The sequence below is a fragment of the Stappia sp. MMSF_3263 genome, from assembly GCF_030733745.1.
Lineage (GTDB): Bacteria > Pseudomonadota > Alphaproteobacteria > Rhizobiales > Stappiaceae > Stappia.
This window is the reverse complement of the sequence record NZ_JASHIK010000016.1, coordinates 80,992-102,601: the sequence shown is the minus strand read 5'-3', so window position 1 is coordinate 102,601 and position 21,610 is coordinate 80,992. Positions and strand designations below refer to the sequence as shown.

General features: G+C 60.1%; 16 protein-coding genes and 3 tRNA genes. 5 read left to right on the top strand and 14 right to left on the bottom strand.

What is annotated here, in order from left to right:
• Window positions 1-78 precede the first annotated feature (78 nt).
• Window positions 79-585 (top strand): peptide-methionine (S)-S-oxide reductase MsrA, encoded by a 507-nt coding sequence (gene msrA / locus RBB46_RS16990; RefSeq protein WP_306030196.1) that lies wholly within the window; start codon window positions 79-81, stop codon window positions 583-585.
• Window positions 586-605: 20 nt separating this feature from the next.
• Here the strand turns inward: msrA and RBB46_RS16985 are convergent.
• The 8 genes from RBB46_RS16985 to RBB46_RS16950 all read right to left on the bottom strand — a co-directional run bounded on the left by RBB46_RS16985 (window position 606) and on the right by RBB46_RS16950 (window position 4,948).
• Window positions 606-682, bottom strand: a tRNA-Arg gene (locus RBB46_RS16985).
• Between the two features lie 86 nt (window positions 683-768).
• Complete coding sequence (locus tag RBB46_RS16980; RefSeq protein ID WP_306030195.1) at window positions 769-1,074, bottom strand: ETC complex I subunit; 306 nt, start codon at window positions 1,072-1,074, stop codon at window positions 769-771.
• A 350-nt stretch (window positions 1,075-1,424) separates the two neighbouring features.
• Window positions 1,425-1,501 (bottom strand) — tRNA-Pro (locus RBB46_RS16975).
• Between the two features lie 202 nt (window positions 1,502-1,703).
• Entirely contained in the window at window positions 1,704-2,750 is a 1,047-nt protein-coding gene (locus tag RBB46_RS16970) for a GGDEF domain-containing protein (RefSeq protein WP_306030194.1), read from the bottom strand.
• Window positions 2,647-3,168, bottom strand: a complete 522-nt coding sequence (locus RBB46_RS16965) for a methanogen output domain 1-containing protein (RefSeq protein WP_306030193.1) — start codon at window positions 3,166-3,168, stop codon at window positions 2,647-2,649. Before RBB46_RS16965 ends, RBB46_RS16970 begins: the two co-directional genes overlap by 104 nt.
• Before the next feature lie 235 nt (window positions 3,169-3,403).
• Window positions 3,404-3,850 (bottom strand): DUF192 domain-containing protein, encoded by a 447-nt coding sequence (locus RBB46_RS16960; protein WP_306030192.1) that lies wholly within the window; start codon window positions 3,848-3,850, stop codon window positions 3,404-3,406.
• Between the two features lie 112 nt (window positions 3,851-3,962).
• Window positions 3,963-4,547 carry a cold-shock protein gene (locus RBB46_RS16955; RefSeq protein ID WP_306030191.1) on the bottom strand — a complete coding sequence of 195 codons (585 nt, stop codon included), beginning with the start codon at window positions 4,545-4,547 and terminating at the stop codon, window positions 3,963-3,965.
• A 134-nt stretch (window positions 4,548-4,681) separates the two neighbouring features.
• Window positions 4,682-4,948: a hypothetical protein gene (locus tag RBB46_RS16950; protein ID WP_306030190.1), complete on the bottom strand. Its 267-nt coding sequence runs from the start codon at window positions 4,946-4,948 to the stop codon at window positions 4,682-4,684.
• On the opposite strand from RBB46_RS16950, the gene RBB46_RS16945 reads away from it, so the two are divergent.
• Window positions 4,947-5,387: a VOC family protein gene (locus RBB46_RS16945; protein ID WP_306030189.1), complete on the top strand. Its 441-nt coding sequence runs from the start codon at window positions 4,947-4,949 to the stop codon at window positions 5,385-5,387. The genes RBB46_RS16950 and RBB46_RS16945 overlap by 2 nt on opposite strands.
• A 174-nt stretch (window positions 5,388-5,561) precedes the next feature.
• Window positions 5,562-5,637: transfer RNA gene (locus RBB46_RS16940), tRNA-Glu, on the top strand.
• On the opposite strand, the gene RBB46_RS23365 is transcribed toward RBB46_RS16940, so the two are convergent.
• Window positions 5,597-6,145 carry a tyrosine-type recombinase/integrase gene (locus RBB46_RS23365; protein WP_369293119.1) on the bottom strand — a complete coding sequence of 183 codons (549 nt, stop codon included), beginning with the start codon at window positions 6,143-6,145 and terminating at the stop codon, window positions 5,597-5,599. The two genes, RBB46_RS16940 and RBB46_RS23365, sit on opposite strands and share 41 nt — an antisense overlap.
• Here RBB46_RS23365 and RBB46_RS16935 point away from each other — a divergent pair.
• Complete coding sequence (locus RBB46_RS16935; RefSeq protein ID WP_306030188.1) at window positions 6,041-6,493, top strand: hypothetical protein; 453 nt, start codon at window positions 6,041-6,043, stop codon at window positions 6,491-6,493. The two genes, RBB46_RS23365 and RBB46_RS16935, sit on opposite strands and share 105 nt — an antisense overlap.
• Before the next feature lie 783 nt (window positions 6,494-7,276).
• Here RBB46_RS16935 and RBB46_RS16925 read toward each other — a convergent pair.
• From RBB46_RS16925 to RBB46_RS16900, 5 genes are all read right to left on the bottom strand, one after another.
• The gene (locus RBB46_RS16925; protein WP_306030187.1) at window positions 7,277-7,534 is read right to left on the bottom strand and encodes a hypothetical protein; all 258 of its coding nucleotides are present in this window, start codon (window positions 7,532-7,534) and stop codon (window positions 7,277-7,279) included.
• A 222-nt stretch (window positions 7,535-7,756) separates the two neighbouring features.
• Window positions 7,757-7,981: a hypothetical protein gene (locus tag RBB46_RS16920; protein WP_306030186.1), complete on the bottom strand. Its 225-nt coding sequence runs from the start codon at window positions 7,979-7,981 to the stop codon at window positions 7,757-7,759.
• 5 nt (window positions 7,982-7,986) lie between these two features.
• On the bottom strand, window positions 7,987-8,727 hold the full coding sequence (locus RBB46_RS16915) for a hypothetical protein (protein WP_306030185.1): 741 nt from the start codon (window positions 8,725-8,727) through the stop codon (window positions 7,987-7,989).
• Window positions 8,728-9,339: 612 nt separating this feature from the next.
• Entirely contained in the window at window positions 9,340-14,508 is a 5,169-nt protein-coding gene (locus RBB46_RS16905) for an NACHT domain-containing NTPase (RefSeq protein ID WP_306030183.1), read from the bottom strand.
• Between the two features lie 472 nt (window positions 14,509-14,980).
• Window positions 14,981-19,570, bottom strand: a complete 4,590-nt coding sequence (locus tag RBB46_RS16900) for a hypothetical protein (protein ID WP_306030182.1) — start codon at window positions 19,568-19,570, stop codon at window positions 14,981-14,983.
• A gap of 135 nt (window positions 19,571-19,705) precedes the next feature.
• On the opposite strand from RBB46_RS16900, the gene RBB46_RS16895 reads away from it, so the two are divergent.
• Window positions 19,706-21,310 (top strand): DUF2235 domain-containing protein, encoded by a 1,605-nt coding sequence (locus tag RBB46_RS16895; RefSeq protein WP_306030181.1) that lies wholly within the window; start codon window positions 19,706-19,708, stop codon window positions 21,308-21,310.
• The last annotated feature ends 300 nt before the right edge of the window (window positions 21,311-21,610 follow it).

The following is a 21,610-nucleotide window of genomic DNA, read 5'->3' as shown; positions in this document are numbered from 1 at the left end:
CACCTTGCCCTATACTTGAAGGCATGCCCGACACTTGCAAGAGTTCGGGACCTTCCGCAACCTTCTGGAGGACGCATGATGAACGAGCGCGCTGTTCTGGCTGGAGGCTGCTTCTGGGGCATGCAGGACCTGATCCGCGCCCTGCCCGGTGTCCTTGCGACCCGCGTCGGCTATACGGGCGGCGATGTGCCGAACGCGACGTACCGCAATCACGGCAGCCACGCCGAGGGGATCGAGATCATCTTCGATCCGCAGGTCACGAACTATCGCAGGCTGCTGGAATTCTTCTTCCAGATCCACGATCCCACCACCCGCAACCGGCAGGGCAACGACATTGGTCCGTCCTACCGTTCCGCCATCTACTACACGTCCGACGAGCAGAAGCGGATCGCGCAGGACACGATCGCGGATGTCGAGGCGTCCGGTCTGTGGCCGGGCAAGGTCGTGACCGAGGTCGAGCCGGTCGGGGATTTTTGGGAGGCCGAACCCGAGCACCAGGACTATCTGGAGCGCTTTCCCAACGGCTACACCTGCCATTTTCCGCGAGCCGGCTGGGTTCTTCCACGCCGCGATGCGGCCGAATAGCGGATGAGGCAGAGGAAAACTGGCGACCCCGGCAGGACTTGAACCTGCGACCATCGGCTTAGAAGGCCGGTGCTCTATCCAGCTGAGCTACGGGGCCGTCGGCGTCGCGGCGGCGGGAAACCGCCCGCGGCGCGGGCGCGCGACCGGCAAGGCCGCGCGGTCAGGATTGTTCGAACCGGACGCTCAGTGCGTCCAGGGCATGTAGCGGTCGAATTTGAAATTGTCGGAATAAGCGATCTTCGGAACGCGGCGCTCACGCTGGACCTCGACCCGGTAGGCGATGCCGTTCTTCTTGGCATAGGCGATCGCCTCGTCCTGCGTTTCGAAGCGAAGCCGCACCTGCTGCTTCATGTCGGTGGAGGACGTGTAGCCCATCAGCGGCTCAATGGAGCGCGCCTGTTCCGGCACGAATTCAAGCACCCAGTCATGGGCCTTGCCTCGACCCGACTGGGTGGCAGTCTTCGCCGGGGAATAGATGCGTGCGACCATGGTCAGAACCCTTGCTCGGAACATTGCGCCGGCAGGCCCGCTTTCGCGAAAGTCCCGTGACGCGACATCTTCGGCATCCTCGCACTGCTCCCGCGCGCGCTGCCACTCATCCCCGGTTATTCATTGGTTCGCCGGCCGAAGTCAACTCGGCAAAGCCCTCGATCCTGAGGATTCGGCCGCAGTCGGCGGCAAGAGCCGTCGGACCCGACAAAAATCGCCCTGAATGACGACGGTTCCTTGAAAATTTCTGTCCGGAATTGTCGGGATTGTTCGAAACGGCCGGGATCCCGGCGCGGCGCCAACCGGACCTGCCGGCTCGCGGTTCCCGCCCACTGGGCGGAACGAGAGGTTGGTCGGGGCAGCAAGATTCGAACTTGCGACCCTCTGCTCCCAAAGCAGATGCGCTACCAGGCTGCGCTATACCCCGGACCTTGGAGAGATGCGGTGTATCGGGCTTCGCCCCACCGCGTCAACCGGGAACGAACAGGGAAAACAAGGCGCAGGCATGGCAAATGCCGACATTTGCTCGCCGGTGGCAGGCGCCGCCGGCCGGGTCGCCGCAGGATGCGGGTACAATCTCCCCGGGGAACGCATCCGGCGCCGGACGCGCGATACGCCGGACGGCCGGATCAGGCTTCCCGGCTGATATGCTTCATATCGTACATCCGCGCTTCGGCCGCGCGCAGCACCGTGTCGAAGCCCGTGTTCGGATCGCTGATACCGTGCAGGCCGACCGAGGCGGAGGTCGCAAGAAGACAGGGCGGACCGCCGTCGGGCGGGCGCCAACGCAGCGGCTCGCGGATCTGGTCGACGATCTCCTCGACGCGCTCGCAAATGTCGTCGCTGGTCGCCCCGGCAAAGGCGATCATGAATTCGTCGCCCCCCATGCGGCCGACGATATCGGTCTCCCGCACCGCCCGTTTCAGCACCCGCGCGACCGACCGGATCGCCGCGTCGCCGGCCAGATGGCCGAACCGGTCGTTGATCTGCTTGAAGTGGTCGAGATCGATATAGACAAAGGTCACGCAAGGACAGGCTTCCCCGATCTGGGCGATCAACGCCGTCGCCTGGATGCGGAACTCGATGGCGTTGAGCAGGCCGGTCATGCGATCGGTGACCGACAGCCGCTGCAGGCGACGGGCCTCGTCGCGCAGCTTGCGCTGCTGCTCGAGACTGTCCGCAAGCCGCTCGCGATGCGCCGCCACTTCCTGCGAAGCAGCGAGGAACTTTGCGGCCAGAGACTTGCTCTGGTCCAGCTGCAGGATGGCGAGCGGCGTTTCCAGACCCGGAATGCCGGCAAGCCTCCAGCCGGAAAAGGTCAGCTTCGCCCCGCAGGTGCCCTCGAGCCCGATAAAGGCCGGCGTCGACGCACGGAAGGCCCGCTCCATGCGCTCCTCGACCAGATCGCGCGGCAGGCCGGTCAGGGCAAAGACCCCGTCCTGCGACAGGTCGCCGAACCGTTTGATGGCGAGCCGGTTGGAAAAATGCACGCGCCCATCGGGATCGATGATCAGCGTCGGTTTCGGCATGTTCTCGATGGCGATCCGGACCCCATCAAGCATCAGCCCGGTTTCAAGCGAAAAATTCGTACCCATCCACATCGGCCCGTGGCCGGAGATGGACACGGACGCGGCATCCGGCATGCCCGGTAGCAATTGCTTCAAGGATTTCGACATGCGCATATCCTGAGGCCCTCGATACGATCCGTCCGAAAACATTGGTTGTCATCATGCAAAGCGATGGTCGCCCGACAACCTGCCGGGCGAAGGGGCAATGTCCGTTGACGAGGCAGATTTCGTCTTCGGTAATCGACTCGATCCGGAAGCTTCCGCCGATGCGGGCCTTCAGATCGACCAGGATGGCGGCAATCGTGCCGACATCCAGTTCGCGGCGACCAAGCGCCATGCTGTATTTCCGGGAAAGCTCGTCGCCGATCTCCCCGCCGACCACGCCGACGAACGAAGCCGCATCCTCCAGTCCGACAACCTCTTCCAGGGTATTGGCGAGCGTGCCAATGACTTGCTGAAAAAATCCGGTCTGGTTCAGATCGACGTCGCAGCCGGCAACACCGGCAGGCCCTTCCCCGTCCTCCATCCGTTTTCCTTGGTCTGCATGCCCCGACACGATCCAGCCTGACGCCAAAACACAAGGAACCGTAGTTCGATTCGTATTTTCCGATGGCGACACTACGCTGAATCGGAAAACGATTCGCTCCCTGAAAGCGCGTCTTCACGACCCTGAAAGGTCAAAATAACGGTGCCATAACGATGTACTGACGAATGCGGCGATGTTCAGGCCGATCTCAGGCGCGGGTGCTCTGCACCGGCGGTCACTCGGCAGCCGCAGCCTTGATGGTGGCGCTGGTCGCCATGTCGCCGGGCGCTATCCCGAGGGCGGCGCTGGTGCCTCCCGGTATCTCGAGAACAAAGCGCACGACCGCCCGGGACGGCACGAGGTCTTCCGACAGCGGCACGGTATCGGCGGCGATATGGGCAATCCGCCCGGTGCGGTCGATGAACAGCATATCGAGGGAGATCAGCGTGTTCTTCATCCAGAAGGCAACCTCGCGGTCCTCCCTGAAGTCGAACAGCATGCCGGCATCCGGCGCGAGATGCTGCCGATGCATCAACCCGAAGGACCGGGCCTGCGGCGTGTCGGCGACCTCCACGTCGAAGCGGTGCACTCCGGAAGCCGAGCGGATCTCCAGCGGTTCTCGCACCAGTTCATCGCCCTGTCCGGCCAGACCTGGCATGGACAGGAACACAAGCACCAGCATGGAAAAGCAAAGAAGAACGAATGTCCCGGCGCCCCTTCCGGAACGTCCCCGGCGAACGCCTGCGAAACACGGATGCGCGAAGAGAGCCGGGCTCGTCAAGCGGGGCGGCCGCTCAGTGCGATGACGGGATATGGACGCCATCCCCGTCCGGCCGGATCTCGGCCGCCATGCGCCCCTTCGGCCCCTTGCCGAAGCGCACCATGACGGTCTGTCCGGGCCGCAACTCGGTAATGCCGAAACGGCGCAGGGTTTCCATGTGAACGAAGATGTCCTCCGTTCCCTCGCCCTGCGTCAGGAAGCCGAAGCCCTTGACACGGTTGAACCATTTGACCGTGGCTCGCTCGTAGCCACCTTCCGGGGTGACCTGGACATGGGTGCGCGAAGGCGGCAGTTGAGAGGGATGAACGGCGGTCGACTCGTCCATCGACAGGATGCGGAACGCCTGTAATCCGCGGGACCCGGGCATCACCTCGCAGACGATGCGAGCGCCCTCATAAGCCGTGCGGAACCCGTCGCGTCTGAGACACGTCACATGAAGAAGGATGTCTGGCTGGCCGTCGTCGGGAACGATGAAACCGTACCCCTTCGCCACGTCGAACCACTTGATCGCCCCCGCGACCACCGCAAGCTCGACGCCGGGATCTTCCGACCCTGCGTCACGCGCCGCCACGACAGGCTTTGCCCCCAAGTTCTTCATAGTCCTGCCTCTGATACGCCGTAAGCTGGATCCGTGAGCGCAAAACCGTGATACCGTCGATTCCGCGAGCCAAGGATAGCATCCCGAGAGGCCGGAACCAGTCAATTTTGCGAAAAAGTGCCATGGGCGCTTTCTTAACCAAGTTTGTCGGCCTTCAAGCGATTCGCAAAGCCCAACAATGCTGTTTTGGTTTTCAGCCTGCCGATTTTGTTCCGTCGGGATTGATGTCGCGGCCGAAGGCCATATTGTTTGACGGTGAAGGCGGGGATCGCAAAGCCCGGCCAGCGGCCCTTGCCGGCCGGTGGCACCGGGCTCGGCGACACCTGCACCAAAGCCGCGCCCTCCCTCCCGGTGGCAACAGCCGTTCCACCCCGGACATACTGAAAAAACGAGGTTTTCATGCGTTACCTGCACACAATGGTCCGCGTCCGCGACATTGACGAGTCGCTCGACTTCTACTGCAACAAGTTCGGCCTTGAGGAAGTGCGCCGCCACGAAAGCGAGGCCGGCCGCTTCACCCTGATCTTCCTCGCGGCGCCCGGCGATGCCGAGGCCGTGCGCAACGGACAGGCTCCCGCACTGGAGCTCACCTACAACTGGGACCCGGAGGAGTATGACGGCGGCCGCAATTTCGGCCATCTCGCCTATGAGGTCGACGACATCTACGCCACCTGCGAGAAGCTTGCCGCCGCCGGCGTGACCATCAACCGTCCGCCGCGCGACGGCCGCATGGCCTTCATCCGTTCGCCGGACAACATCTCGATCGAGATCCTGAACAAGGGCGGCGCCCAGGAGCCGAAGGAGCCATGGGCATCCATGGCCAACACCGGCAGCTGGTAACACGCCGCAAGACGATATCTCCGCCGGGCGCCTCGAAAGACCTGCCCGGCGGGCGCCCCCGCCCCTTGTGCAGGGCCCGCCGGGGCCGATCGCCAGACCTGTGGATGACCAACCATCTACCCTCTTGCCGACCGCGGCAAACCTGCTTATAACCCGCGCACATCGACCGACCGGGCGCCCATCGTCTAGCGGTCTAGGACGCCGCCCTTTCACGGCGGAAACACGGGTTCGAGTCCCGTTGGGCGTACCACTCCGCTTATCTGCGCAAATTTTTTCAATACGTTATCGGCACTGTTGCCTAACCGCTCATCTGGGTTAGGCAATTCGAGATCGAATGCACCGGCCATTTTTGCCATCGCGGTCTGTGATAGACGCTTTTGCTCCGCGGCCTTAGTATAGGTCAATATCTCCTCTATCTTAGTGTGGCCGGTGACGGCCATGATCTCATGCGCGCTGGCGCCCGCGTCTGCAAGCCTGCGGCAGGCGGCCTTGCGCAGGCCGTGGGGTGAGGCCTGTGCTTCAATCCCGGCATCACGCGCCGCCTCGCTTATGAAGCCGGTAAACGCCTTCTCGGAACGCGGCGCGCCATAGGCAGTAATGATAAAGGTCGGGTCGGTAAGCGGCCTCTCCTTCAGGAAGCGCCATAGCTCATCATGGATCGGAATGCTCAAGTCCACGCCGGTCTTGCTGGCCACGATCTCAATCCGGTCATCGATAATATGCCGCCAGCCGATCCGCACGGCATCCGATCGCCGCAGCCCCGTATAAAGCAGGATTTCCATGGCCAGTCGCTGCGGCGTCCCCTCGTCCCAGTGGGCACGGAAGGAGGCAATGTCAGCCTCGCTCCACGTGCGATAGCCGACCGTCTTTTTGCGGATGCGCATTGCCTCCTTAACTGGATTGCCAGTGACGAGGCCGACCGCTCTCGCGAACTCAAACAATTGATGCAGACGTTTGCGGAGATGAACTGCCGATCCAGGCGACATGCTGGCAAGAACACGATTGACGTCTTGCGTCCGCATCCCGGCCAGCGGCAAGTGACCGTAGTCATTCCGGAACCGCTCCAGCGTATTCCGGTACGTCGATTGTGTAATAGATGCCAGTGACTTGAATTCTGCGCTTACATAGTAGGCCGCGATGGCCGCCGAAACCGATCGCGTCGGCGCCCCTGAAACCTTGGCAACCGCCCCGCCCTCCATCGCCTTGTGGTAGGCAATCCAGAACGGCTCAGAGTACAGCGGGCCAGGCAAGGGCACCTGCGGCTGACCGGGGCGACGTAAATAGATTCGCATCTTGCCGTGCCGATCTTCGTAGGCATTCACGTATTTTGGTTTGCGGTGCCCAACCAATGCGCGTCCCATGCATTTAGCTCATTATCATTGCCGACTTCGATCAACTGACCGTCAAAAATCGCATCCAGGTCGTGCCGATCGTAGATTTGCACTCCAAACAAGTCCTTTGGCGCTGGAATCCGTCCCGCCGCCCGCTCCTTATCGAACTGGGAAGGCGAAATGCCGAGATAGGCTGCAGCGGAAGCCCGCCTCAACCCACGCGGCCAGCGTTCACACGTTTGCGTCACGCATTCGCCCTTCCAACTCTTAGTGCACAGTGCAAGGCATCAACGTCATCAGGGCCGGCCGCCTCGTCCATAACTTCGATCGCCGCCCGTCCAGCTCCCGATCGCCTGCCTATCCGCCGAGAGGCTTCGAGCCGGTGAAGCCCCAAGCCAGAAGCGGTAGTCCGCGCGACCTCAGGATCATGCTGGACCCAATCCTCGCGTGCCGCATGCTCCTCGCACAGCCGGAACTGGTCCTCGATGGAGGCTTCCCGCTGGTTGCCCGATGAGTAGCGGGCGTAGAATGCGGCGCGATGCATTGGAGCTTTCTCCTCTATCCTTCTTCCCTGCCCTTCCGACCGTGGCCCTCTGCCTCTTCCACCGGGCGCCTATTGTCATTTACCACCTGCAAGGCCTCGAAGCGCTCGCGGGCGATCTGGCGGCCGATCAGTCGGGCAACGCTCAGAACCACCCGGCCCACCCGCTGCCAGGGTGCGATATCTGCGTCCTCGACATTGGCATGTTCCGGTCCGGAATTGTCGTTGGCCGGCTGATCGGTGTCTTTCCGTTCGAACTTGGCTTCGTCTTCCATGCCGTTCTCCAACACGCTGTGCGTTTAGGCAGGAAATACCGGCAGTCGGCGGCTTCAAAGCAGAATCTTCATCGTGTCGTTCTGGCGGGTACATAAAGGCGCACAGGGCGTTGTATGTTCTGGGAAGCTCTCATCGCCAATGCCGCTTCCTCGCGTCACTACGGGCGAAGCGGCCACTGCTCGCCCTCACGCGGGAACCAAGGTCGAGCGCATACATAGCGATTACCAAGCTCGTTCATGACCGGCAGGCAGCTTGACGAACACTTCAAACCAGAAGCGGAAGTCTGCCTCCCGTATGGCATAGCGCGCGGCAAAGGCGACCGATGCGGCGGCAGTGGCTGCGGCGGGCCCATAAAGATCACGCGCCGCCGCGGCCGCCTCCTCAGGATCGGCGAGGTCCCAGAGCGTGAGTTCGGCATCGAGGGCGTCAAGTTTTTGGCGGGCCATGGCCTTCAACTCCCGTCCGGAGCCTTCCAGACCCGAACGCTGCCGCCGTCCCTTTGGCGGCGCTGATACGGCCCCTTGCGACAGCTGCCCGGCATGAAAGCATCAGGCTGCAGTGTCTGCCCGATGCGCACGACATCGACGAGCACCGAGCACACCTGTGGCCAGGGAAACTCGGAGCAGTCCTCCTCGCTCTCGCCCTCGTGCAGGATGGCATCAAGCTTGCCGGCCACGCCAGAAAGCGAGGTGGCGGGCGTGTGGGTCAAGCTATCGAACACGTCCTGTTCGTGGTCGGACGCCTCCTGCTCTTCCCGTTTGGCGGAGGAATAGCCGATCTGAGCATCGGCCGCCGCCCAGCGCGCCTGATGGGCGGCGAGATCAGCTTCGGCCTGGGAGCGAATGTCGGCCAGCGCGGGATCGTCGCCCAACAGCTCCTCGATGTCCCCAAGCCAGGAGACGGTGACGTCTTCGTCCGGCAGATGGACCTGCGCTTGAGGGAACCCGACACGGCCGACCAGCTTCGTTTCCAAACGCTGCTGCTTGCGGCACAGGGCGGCGGTGTGGAGATATGCGGCGTTCCACTCGCGCCAGAGCGAAAGCGTCGGGTCGAAGGAAGGATTACTGGCCAGCACGCAGGCAATCGCCGCTCCATCCTGCAACGGCCATGCGGCCGTTGTCGCTATCGTCCCCGTCAGCAAACGCCTGCGGGTGACGGAAGGCAGAGTCGTGGTATTGTCCGAATCATCCATGATCCGAGCCCCCTTACAGCTTGGGTTGTGGTCAGGCCGATCGCGATGCGTCAACATTGCGTTCGGCCGCTTTAAATGCTGGTTACGCGCGCAAAGTTGCAGTGTGAACGCACTCGGCATCACGGACTACCCTACGTGAACTTTGCCATAGATTCAATGCCTGTGGCATCAAATGATACTCAGAGTCCATATGACAGTCACGAGTGAACAGTTACGAGCGGCAAGAGCGCTGCTGCAATGGGACCAGAAAACTTTAGCCGCCGAGTCCATGGTCTCTCTCGCAACCATTAAGCGGCTTGAGCCGAATTCTGGGCCGTTGAAAGCCAACAAGGTGACGATTGAAGCGCTTCGGAGAGCACTTGAAGCTGCTGGCGTAGAGTTCATTTCACAGAATGGCGGTGGTCCAGGCGTTCGGCTGGCGCGGCCGATTGACAGCGAGTGATCATCTGAGCGGAACGGGGTTAGCCCTTCAGCGAAGGAGACCTTGGCCATACTCGCGGGAAACGGCGGCTTTGCGCCCTCATCTCGGTCGTTCGCAACCCCTTAATCTAATGTCTGATTCTTGGCCCTAAGCGGACACTCCCGCGAGCAGGCATTTTCTGAGAAGTTGTGCTAGCCGAGACCCATGTTAGGATTAGGACGTTGAACGTTCTTGAATGCGCTTGTCTGTTCGAGGGCTGCGCTGCGGCGGTCGCCGAGGTCGATCAGTGCATCGAGAATTCGAAGAAGGCTTTGAGCGTCGTCGCGCTGCAGTGGGAAGTTCGCATCCGCGAGCCGTTGAACCGTAGCGGCGATCCTAGCCGGCAGCGTCGTCCCCGACCATGCTCCCTTAGCATTGGGCAGAGCATCCAGCATTGCGTTCGCCTGCGCTGCGAAGTCGCGAACTGGAAAGGCCGTGTCCGCCCGCTCGCAAAGGGTCATGAAGGTCTGCGCGACAAAAGTAGACCATCCCGCATTGGCGATTATCTTAGTGACGATCGGCATCACCATGCCTACCTGCGACCAGTCACCGTTCGCAAATCGCGACGAACCCGAGGCGGGTTCGTCTAACGGCACAAACAACAACGCCCTTATGAGCTTTGGCATATCCCAACCGCTGACTTCTCCTGCTCGGTAGCTGTCAGGCCGGAAGGTTGGGTCTTGGACCACGCGAACCGCGCAGTCATCCAACAATTCGAATGTGTTTGGCGGTACCGTTTGCGCGTCGATCACATGCCGTATTACAGCCTCCGTCGCAAAGGGTGTGAGTACCCGCAACCCTTGTTCATCGTCTGTGCGGAACGGGCCGAGAAGCCGGTCGCGGGCAAAGATAAGCGATACGAGCGGCGCGGCTCGCGCGATCAACTGTCCAAGGGCGCTGTTCCATTCCGTCAGATGCGCCGCCTCCGAAGACGAGTTTCGTCGACGATCTTTCTGGTCCCGCCAAGAAGGCATCATCCGCTCGGCCGTCCAGTTCACTAGCTGCATGAGCCATTGTTCGACGAGTGGGTTGTACGTCGCGCTTGCGAACCATGACTCGATCGGAAATTTCACAAACAGTTTGGCGGCGAGCTGTGGGTTGAAGCAGGGATTGGGATCGCCCCATTCAAGCATTTCACCGTTGCGGTTAAACCGGGGCCGTCGAGGCGATTGAACCCATGCGGGCGGAACGCCCCTTAACGGATCTGCTTTCTTCGCTTTGAGGCGGCGAAGCGCGCTAGCTTTGCTGTCACGCCGCGCCTTCTGATTAGCGCTATGATCGCGTCGCCCGTCATCGCCCACTTCGAATGCGTGGTGGACGCACAGGTCCATGGCCATCTGGGCGGCCACCCAGCGGACGTGTTCATCGAAGTCCATGAACAGCGCATCGAAAGCAAGCTCCGACACCTCTTCGTTTGGATGCATCGCCATCGCAATCAGATGCTTTACGTCGTTGGGGCGTGGTGCCTGTGACTTTCGGTCATAAAACAGAGCAACGACCATATGCTTCGCCGGATGCCATGGGATACGTTCGACGCCCAGTACATTGTCCGGCTCAGCCATCTTTGCGACGCGCTCCATCACTGACCACGCCCACTCATGATGCGGGCTTTCGGAAGGAGCAAAGCGGATCACGGCGGCAGCTACCGCCGACAAGACCGTCTGTGATCCATGGTTCTCTGCATCCCGGCGGCGAGCCAATACGCCGCGACCGTCACGTTCTTTCGCGAACGCTACTGCGCGCCCCAAGTCGATCTGAGGCTGAAGAGCGTTGGCCGCAAGTGACTGCGTTGTCCAAGCGATGACCGCGTGTTCCTGTAGCGATGTCGTGCTCTCGGCCATCCGCGCTTCTTGGTCAGCCGTCAGCGGATTTGGCGGTTCGTAGCCGATGAACGTGGCGCCGTCATCCTGCTCGTACTTTCGGTAATTCTCAATGTCACCCAGCGGAGCCCAGCGCTCGGCTGCTTCCTTCAGCTTGGCGGTAACGGCGGTATTAGAACGCTGCTCCACGAGTTGATATGGCAGGTCGTCGGGGAAGTGGGCAAGCGCTTCGCGGAACCGCTCTCTCAATTCTTTGGGTTTGGAGACAGCGAAGCGCATTGCGAGTTCCTTGACTTCGCGCTTGTTGCTCTCCCGGTTTTCGAGAAATTCCTTCGCTTCGGCCTTTGCGCCCGTCAGGCGGTTCATGAACCCGAACCCAAAAATGTCAAGGTTGCGGGTGGGAAACTGCACGACGCGGGCCAAATCGTATTCCCACAAGCGCTGGCAGGATGCGATCGGAAGAGTGGTTTCAGACACTTCGAATGTTTCGAGTGAGAGAACCAACGCGAGGCCGAGGGTCGCCAAGCACTCATGCCCCTCCACAACTTCACGGATGACATCAGACGTCGACCGGCCAGCCTCGATCTCTTTGAAGGCCCAATAGCTCAACGCGAGATAGGCACATTCCAACGGCTGAGGTGCGAGTTGGCCCATGAACCAGTTGTAGACATGCCAATCGCCCCAGAAGGTTTGCTTGCCCCAAGGCAAGTCGACTTCAACCGGCAGCGGCGTGCCCATCTGATGCACGTTGATGGAGTGGATCTGCCGCCATCCCGTAGTGGCATGGTTCGCCAGATCGCGGACGAGCGCACGGCCAAGGTCTGGACGCTTTGCAAGCAGGGTGACGAACGGTTCATGCAGGGCCGAGCCCGGAAAGTAGTAGTTGTCGTGACGACTGATCCCGACGTCATCGAGGTCGTACCGATCCATTCCTATGGCATGGAAGTGCGTGTTATCCAGGAACTTGCGATGTGCTTCGGTGCGGTCTTCTTCTGGAATTTCACGAACGCGTCGTAGTCTCTCCAAGTATTCATCGTGCTCACGCTCTTTGCGTTCTGCGCGGTCCTGAGGAAGCTCTTCCATAATTTGGGCCTTGGCGACCGCCATTATGGACTCCGGCGAGACCTCAACGATGGTAGGAGAGAAGGCTATCAGCTCACTATAGGCTTCACGCCTCATGCGATCATTCGCAACTGCCCGGTCGAACAAAGCGATCGCTGGTGCTGGATATGCGCGTGCAGCCCGCATGATCAGCATTCGAAGAGCGCTCGCCAGGCTCTTCCGCGCTTCGCCTCCCAGTGCTTCCCAACGTCCGTGCTCAGAAGAAAAACGCTCACTGTAGAGGTCTTGTTCGAGCTCGACCAACCATGCGCTACAGACGTTGACGATCGCTTCGGAAATTGGATTCCGGTGGTCTGCCAGCGCATTTTGCCAGACTCCGAAGAGCTCCAGCAGGCTTGGCAAAAGCCGAGCGGGCAAGTTCGGGGCTCTAGGTAACAGCCAGCTCAGGAGGCGACGCCAACCACCAAACTCCGAAGGCCAGCTCAGATACTCTGCCATGCCGATCATGTAGCCTGCGGTCGTGAGCGCTGGGTTCTGCAGCACATACTGATTTGGCACTGTGTGTTCCGCCTGAAACCAGACGAGTAGCTTTTCTAGGAGCGCGTAGTCATCGGCAGTGACGAGTTCACCGAACTCGTCGGTGGTGGTCTCGAAGGTTGTTGAAAACGGCGGAGCGGTCAGCCATTCGCGTCGCCACTGCGATCGAAGCGGCTCTTTCTCAAGGGCGCGGTAGCCTGCAAGCCACTTTCCTTTGGTGCCGATTGCGCTTTGAGCCAGCAACCCGACAACGCGGCCAAGCAAAGGCGGCTCACCAGCGGCCTCAAGCCCTCGTGGCCAGTCGGTTCCAAGCTCGATTAAGAGACGGAAGAAAGCCCATTCGAAGAAGATGTCATGGTTGAAGGAGTAGAACGCGCCGCCATCTTCTGTTCGAACAATGTGGTCGGTTTTCAGGTCCGCGATCTTTGCGATCGTTGCCTCCTTCAGCTTCCTCGCGGGTACGCCTTTTCCAAGGTTCTCGACACCGCATTCGGCCAGATCGACCAGGGCACGTTGGCGCTGCGGAACCGTCTCCTCAAAGGCGTTGTGCCCAGCACGGGACCACCAGGCGGCTATGAGGTCTACTTCGGTCTGAGGAGTTACAGTGTCGTCGGCGAACGTCTCGGCCAGTACAGAGGCGAAGAAAGGTCGCCGGGCGATCTCTGAGACAGCTGGTGTCCCCAACAGCAACCGCGACAACGCGGGTACCTTTTCGGCAAGGATCGTCGCTTCATCGTCCGTGAAGGCCGACACCGGGACGTCACTGATTTGCGTCCCACTGTAGAAATTGACGGGGAACCAAGTGCGATACGCTTCGAGGCCTTGATCACGCGATGTCGCCAGAACCTTCCAATTCGAAAGCGCTTCGTTCTTCTCGATCGCTTTCACGATGTCGCTGATGATGCCGCGGTGGTCGGGCCGAATTCGGTCGATGCCATCGATGAACAGGATCGGTGTTCCTGTCGCTCCGATTTCTGCGAGCAAGCTGGTCACTGCCCGATGCTTCAGTCCAAGAACCTCAGCAAAGGTCAGCCAAGTTTTTCCCTCAAGCAGATCCGATTTGAGAAAGAGGATAGGCCCGTTTTGGGCATCGGCGACAGCGATTCGCTTCAGCATTGCCGACTTGCCGCAGCCGGGCATGCCGCTGACGTTTAGCACCTTCGCCGACGCCAAGCGCTCGCGAATGAGCTGCTCGATTTGCGGACGCTCGATTCGAATGCCATCGATGTCGTCCGAAATCGCATCAATGCCAGTGGTCGAGAATTCCTGCAGAACCTCGATGTCGTGAGCATGGTTCGGCGCAACCTTTAAGGAGACAACGTCCCGAAGTTGAGCGAGCAGCGCCTCTCGTGTCCATTTCCGGGCGGTGCCGGCACCCTGACGGACGATTGTGCAAAGCCGGTCAAATAGCAGTGTGCCTTGCCCATCCTCGTTGCTCGCGACCAATTCCTGCAACCGGTTGATAAGGTCGGTTCTGGTAACGCCTTGGGGTCCCAACCCATCAAATCGGGTCGCGACCAAATGGCGGTAAAACTGCCATTCTTCTTCCGTGCTAACCGGCTTGATGATGGTCGTGATGTCATCCCGCATAGCGCGTTCGTCATTCGCCGCCGAAGCATCCTCGGCGAAACGATCTTCAAAGTGCTTCCAGTCGGGACTGGACTTCGCCCAATCGACCAGCCGTCCCAATGTCCGAAGTCGATGCACGGCAAGGTGCTCGGCCGCAAAACCGTATGTGTCTCGTTCGGGTTGAAATTTCGGTGTAGACCGCGTTTCCAATGCACGGGCAATGACGTCTTTAAAAAGTGCATCGCTACTACTAATTGCAAAGCCAGTTTTGACTTGTAGTCCAAGGGTGGCTTGCTCACCCAATTGGTCGGTCTCGACAATCAGATCATCCATCGGGTAACCGTGACCGGCCTGTTGCACGGCTACGCTACGAACGATTCCATCCTGCAATGCCGCGCTCTCTTCGCGAAGCAAGGCGACAAGATAGTAGGCAACAACGGTGTCTTCGTAGGTGAACCCTGCTCCCCCAGTCAGCTCGATCGAAGTAGCTCTACTCCTCTTTGATTTTGTCAAACCGCCTTTACCTCAAATCAAACGTAATTCCCCGCCAGTTTTTCCAACGGCTTGCCGAACAAAGAATAGCTTGGTGTGTACAATTAAGGAACAGACCGGATCCTCCTTTAGACGGAAGCCGTGTGCCGAATGCTGCTACGTCCGCTTCTGGTCTTGATCGGATCGGCGGGTCTTGATCACCGACGAGACTTGAATGACAGCTGGTAGACTGAAAACTTAACGGGGGACAGCCAACTAAGTGTCATCGGTGACGAAGAAGCCAGCAGGAACGACCCGCATATGGCCCGGCATGTCACCTTAAGTAGTGACCGTCTGGCACCTTCCCACCAAATAGCGTTTTCTGGCGCTTATCCTTCCATTTGCCAATCCGCCGCTCGATGTGGGCCTGAATCGTCGGCAGAAACCGCGAGGAAATTATATCGGCATCCTCGGCAGAGCGCTCCCAGAGTGAAAATCTCCCATCGACGATCTTGGCTAGCAGCACGGAGCAGCGCCAAAACTCCATCTCGCTCGGCGCGTCGAGTATCGCATTGTACCAGTGCCGCGCCCAGACGTTTCGCTCGTAGGCTTCTTTCGCGGCGGCTGCAGCCGTGCCGATGAAGCCGTTTGCCCCTTCGTGAAGCGACAAGATCGCAGCGCGGTCTGCGCTTTCGCCTGCGTAACCGCAGACCATTAACGCTCGGCAGATCATCGCCGGCTCACCGAGCGCGCGCCGACTGATAACATACTCATCAAGGATAGCACTCTGCTTCGACATTTCCGCAGCGAGGACCATCTCGGCGATCTCAGCATCCGTACCAGCACGATCCAGTCGTTCAAATGCCAGGTCACGCAGTGGGAGATGCTTCGCAAGCGACCAGAGCGAAAGAAGCTCGGATGGCACCTTGGCAGGCCCAACAACCCTGTTGATCGTCGGGCGAGCAGACTCCAGGCGCCGAAAGATCGTCTCAGCCGCGTTGGAATCGACCGCCACCAGAGCATGAGCAAGTTGATGGGCAAAATGATAGAGGTTGCTAAAGGGCTCGTCCGCCGCGTCCACTAGGCGCTGTATCCAATGCGCGGCAATATCCGGCGCAGCGGCCACAATCGCGGCGACTCCGGCACCTGTAAGGTCTTCCACAGCGAGATCGGCGTCCGCGGCCTCAATATCCTTCGCGAACCGCTCATACGCCTTGCCGGCGCGTTTTTGGCGGGCGCTGTACTCGGCCGGGGACTCATTGATGCGATCGAGTGCTTCCTGGGGGCTCTTGGGCTCTTCGATACGTTCATCGAGAGACACCATAGGCGGCCTCTGCGTTAGCGCGATCGAACCCGGTGACTCGATCTCTGGCAGGTCGCTGCTCCCCTTGTAGGCCAGCACGCGTGCGAGGGCGACATCAATGAGGTCTGCCGCAAGCCGAGCGCCTTCAGGTCCGAGTTCTTTGGCGGCAAACCCAAAATGACTCAGCCGCAGACGGTCCATTGCCTCAGCAGCGGAGATGAGCCCGGCCGAAGCGGCAACCAATATGGCTCGAGATCCATACCACACCTCGAACCACCTCTTGCGAAGCGAGATGGCCCGCGCCGTCCACCCGCTATCGACAAACTTTGCGAGCTCGCCTTCATTATTGCCGCGCGCGAGGATTCCGAGTGCCTGCGTGTGAACCAGATGGCCTGATGATCCGAGAAAACTGCCGACAAGTCTGTGAGACTCCGGCAGCAGCTCAGTGCCCGAATAATGAATCGCACCGAGAACACGCGTCTGCAAATCCGTGTCCATACTTTTACACGCGGCCTCCAGCCAGAATTGTGCGCGGACAGGTGAAGCGGGCCTCAGCGCCTCCATCATCTGCAAGAGGAGCAGATTTCCCTTCGAGCCAGCGATGGCATCAAGTTGCTCGTCGCCGGTTAGATAGGGCATGGCGATCGATAGCGAATACTGCGCGGTGAGCCAAGCGTCCCGGCCCGCCTCATCCGAGTGAAGCGCACTCTCACTATCTTGCCCGGCGACCAGAAACTCCCGAGCAATGTTCTCGCCAAGAGCCGCACTGTGGGGAAGCAGCGTCAGCACGCCTTGCCGCCTCGCGAAAGCGTCGCGCGCCAGCACTCCGTGAGCCAGGCGACGTAGAAGAGATATGCCGGCGTCGGGCCGGAAGCGGGCTATGCCCGGCAAGGCATCGGCTAGGAAGTGGTCTTCGAATGTCTTGCCGAGCTGTGTTGACAGCAGGCTGGTTTCCAGTTGGTCAAACTTGTCGGCGGTCAGCTCGACATTGTCCGGCTTGCTGGTGCCGGGGTCGCAGGGATCGGAGGCGCAGTAGTCCTCGATACGCCGCCACGAGCGATAGCGCTCGCGGTCCCTCGTTAGCCATTCTGCGATGTTTTCTGCCTTGGTGGCATCATCCAGGGCGCCTGTTGATCGCAGGATGTGAACGAGGGTCCAGCCACCAACCCAGGAACGGTTCTCATCCGCCTCCAGCCATGCCGACGCGCCTAGCAAAGCCTCGCGGGTTTTCGTCCAGTCCATTCTGTTGAACTGGATGAGGTGCTCAAACTCTTTACGCGGCGCGTGGATGCTGCTCCCTAGAGCGTCTGAGAAGGCCCAGTTGACAAGCGCCGGGGCGAACTCAGCGAGCGGCCAGCCGGTGAGGAGGTGGAAGGCAAGGCGGTGAAGGTCAGCAAACTGAGGTTCTGTAGCGTCCGTGAGCTGCTCCATCTTGGCGCGCTCCATCATTGTTAGCGCGCCAAGATGCTTTTGGATTTCGCCTTCGCGCCGCGCCCGTTCTTCTTGAACCTGCTCTTCCGTGTCGCGACCGGCCTGTCGGAACATCATGCGCTCAGGCTCGAGTGAGTAGAGCGAGAGCCATTCAGAAATCTTTTTTTTGAGCACCGCCTCTACGGCCGGATCGTTACGCCAGCGGATGAGCGCTTCTCCAACCCACTCACCGCTTGGCACATGGGACAACGTCAAAGCAATGCGCTCTGCGGCCATCACAAACGCATCTGGTACTTTGCGAGCGAGCGCGGCAAAGGCATCAAAGCCGTTATCCGGCAGATTCTGCAGGCCGACAAAGTGCTCAATCAGCGCGGCTCTGACAGAAGTCGGGCATGTCTCACTTAAGCAGGACGTGTGAACCGCGCTGGCGACCACTTCCGCCGCTTGATCGAGTGCAACGATAGGACCCACGACCTCGACGAGCTTGGCGCCGGGATCTCGACCTTGCCGATTCTCTTTTTCAAGCACGCTAACGAGCCAGAGACTGAGGGCGAGGTTTAGGCCCTCGTCACGAATGGAATAGAGGTCAGGATCACCCGCGTCTTGAACGAAGTAGCGGCTCGATGCGATAGCTGCGAGCTTGGTATCGCTCGCTGCATCAAACAGCCTGAGATCGTCGTGGTCCTCGCCCTTGAGCCGTTCCATAAACGAACCTGCGATGGCGCGTAGCGCCCTCGCAAACTCACGCGCCGGGACGGCGACGGCGTTGCCGTGATCCGACCTGCGCATATGCTCAAACAGAAGCCTTCCCACGCTGAACTCTTCAATCCGCTCGATCTCTTTTGCGTCAAGAAGTTCTAGCGCCATGGAGAGGATACGAGGGTTGCGTAACGTAGCAAACACATCGGCACTCAGAGCATCTGCGTTAACGCCTCGGTCAACAAGTACCGCCCTCAGTTCCTCCGATGACCAATCCGGTACGACCACTCGTTTTGGGTTGTTCGCGAGTGACTGGCGAAACTGCGCGAAGTGGCCCGTGCGTGTTGTGATTATGAGTTGGCCGCCGAGGTCGCGAAGCGTATTGGCCAGCGGATCGAGCCGTCGGCGCCAGCAGATGTTTGGCGCCTGGTTTAGCCCGTCTATGAACAGAGCCATCCGGACGTTCGCTGGGTCAGGGTTCTCGCGCCAGCCACGGAAACGACGACGCCAGCGCGTTCGAAAAGCTTCCGTGTCAGCAGCGCCAATCTGACGGGCGATCTTCCTAAACAGAAACCCTTCAATGTCGTTGTGAACGTCATCGGTGAACTGATCGGCGGTGCTCACAACGAGAAGACACTGAGGATGGCTTTGAAGCCAAGCTTGGATGGCAAGCCACGACTTTCCAGCACCCTCCTCGCCGAGGACTGCGTGAAAGTCGTTGTTGCTCGGCCCAGAAAAGGCGCTAACGAGTTCCTTCACCTGCGGTCGGTTCTGCAATGGGTAGCTGTCCGCCCCGGCGAGAGGAGCCAAAGACTGCCCGAACTCGATGTGTGACTCTCTGCGATCTGCAAACAATGATCGCAGCCACTTGTTGTTGTCGGCCTTGGCGAGGCCAAGGCCGACATTCGCATCGCGCAGTTTGACTTGTAAGGATTTAGCTGCGGCACCCCATCCCGGCTCCGCTCCAAGCGAACCTAGGGCAGTAATGGCGGCATCTGCCAGCGCCGTCCCGCCCGGGTTGGTCAGATTGGCTTTCAGAAATGCACCTGACTGCGCTCCGGCGAGCTGCGCGGCAAGGGCCAGCGTTGGAAAATCTCCCGTCCAGTCGAGGATGAGCACTCCGATGCCGTGCTGCGCCCCCAGTTCCTCATAGTCCTTTGCATGCTGCGCTGAAGTGTCGGCGGTACTTCCCAAGACCCACAAATCCACCTGACCCCGGTCATCAACGGCCAGTTCTGAGAGCTTGATAGTAACGTCTTTCTTCGGGACTTCGTCTTTGTAGCGCTTCGCCTCAAAGTAGGTGGCGCCCTGGTCAAAGGCGGAGTTGCCATCGCGGCCTCGCTGCGTGCCGCTACTGGCGAGCCGAAAGGGTTGACCAATGATCGCTTGAAGAACGGTGGCGACAAACCCCTCAAAACCTGTCTCTCCGGTCGCATCAAGCTCCCGGAGAGCCAGCCTTAGATCATTAAGATGCTTGCCGCGCGAATCCATGCCGCAAATTCTACACGATTCGCGCCTGGACAATTCTATGAAATGTCCGCTTTTGGGCGCCGAGCCGCCATTCATTTGGTGGTTGCTGACTGTCCGCTATCGGCCCCGTGACCGCCGTGGACGAACTGGTCTTCGATGAGCGAGTCGATGGCGTCAACGGCAACATTTTTGGGGATCGGCTGCAAGAACTTTCACAGAACAGCTCTTGGCGGGCAGTGCGAATCGCATATCGTGATCAAATCACTCGCTTTCGCGCGTATAGCTCCGATAGGGTTAGACATGCCGAAGACAATTCTGATCTTTTCGGACGGAACGGGACAAATTGGCGGGGTGAAGCCGGATGAGCGGCTAAGTAACGTCTACAAGATGTACAGGGCGATGCGCCCCGGTCCCGATTCCCCAATTGATCCGAAACGGCAGTACGCCTTCTATGATGCCGGCTTGGGTGCTGGCGAGACGGGCGGGCTTACTTATAGGCGGCTTCGCAACACCCTTGCAGCCGCCGTCGGCACAGGAATCGACGAGAACGTGATTGATTGCTACGCCGCAATCATCGCTCACTACGAGCCCGGCGACAAAATCTGCCTCTTCGGTTTCAGCCGCGGCGCGTACACAGTGCGATCGCTAGCGAATGTGATGAACCTCTGCGGGGTGCCAACGCATGACGCCGGCGGGCACCCGGTCCCCCACTATGGTCCGGAGCTACGGAGGATCGCTACCGACGCGGTCAAGTTCGTCTACAATCATGGAGCTGGCCATCCGCGCGGCAAGTTCGAAGACGAGCGCGAGGAGAAGGCGGCTCGTTTCCGCGCGAAATATGGTTGCGAGGGCACAGGCGTCGACGGGGAACCGCAAGGCAACGTGCAGCCCGAATTCATCGGGGTGTTCGATACGGTAGCTGCGCTGGGCAGCCGAGACGCGACAGCGGCCGCAATTGTCGGAGTCGGTGCACTCACGCTTTTCGCCGCGCTCGCCTGGGGGCTTCTAGGTTGGTTTGCGGGCCTGCTGATATTCGCTCCACTGATCGCCGCGCTCATTTGGGTGGTCCGGCTCCTGAGCGGTCAATGGAAGTACTTTTTCCCCGACGCCGACCGCCACCCGGCGCTCTGGAATCCGCTGAACTGGCCTTCACTGTGGCAGCACGGACATCTCGCTGCGTGGTCGAGCAAGAATTACGACCGATATGTCGACAAGGAAATTCCGCACCTTCGGCATGCGCTTGCGATAGATGAGGCTCGCGCCAAGTTTCCCCGCGTGCTTTGGGGACGCCCAGAGGACGTGGAGTGGAACAACGAGCGTCGGAACGTCGATTGGATGAGGCAAGTGTGGTTCGCTGGCGATCATTCTGACATCGGCGGCAGTTATGCCGAAGAAGAAGCGCGTCTATCCGACATTCCGTTGCAATGGATGATGGAGGAACTACGCGCGGCCGTGCCAGATATAGCGATACGAGAGGGGTTGCTCACCACGTGGCCTGATCCGCTCGGTCTGCAGCATGATCAGCGGCAGGAGGTCTTAAACATGCAGCCCGGCTGGCTGCGTCGGTTGACCTCCAGCAAGTTGACCTGGCGGACGAAGATCCGGCCCGTGAATGAATTGGCAATGTTGCACCCATCGGTGCTAGATCGCTTTGCGGCTGCCGTCGTGCCACAGATGGGCGAGGTGAAGCCGTATCGACCAGAGAATTTGAGAGATCACGAAGCGGTCAGGCATTTCTTCGTTGATACCAACGGCGCGTGATTTAGGTCATCTTCCACCACCATCTAGTCAGTGCTCCGGCCCATCAGTATGCGCGAGTCTTGGCTCGGGCTATGTCGGACTTCTTTATCCAGCTGTCGTGTTCCTTCCGGGCCGTCGAAGCGCCCGACATCAACGGAGTAACGTCATTGTCTGGGTCTGCTGCCGGGCGACGCTCGTAGGCGGACTGCGGCAGGAATGGGGGGCGCTTCAGAACGGCGGCTTACAGAGTTGTTCCGCCAGAACCGGACGGTCAGGAGTCGGCCCCAAACACAACATTCCGAGATCGGCTTTGGCGAGGAC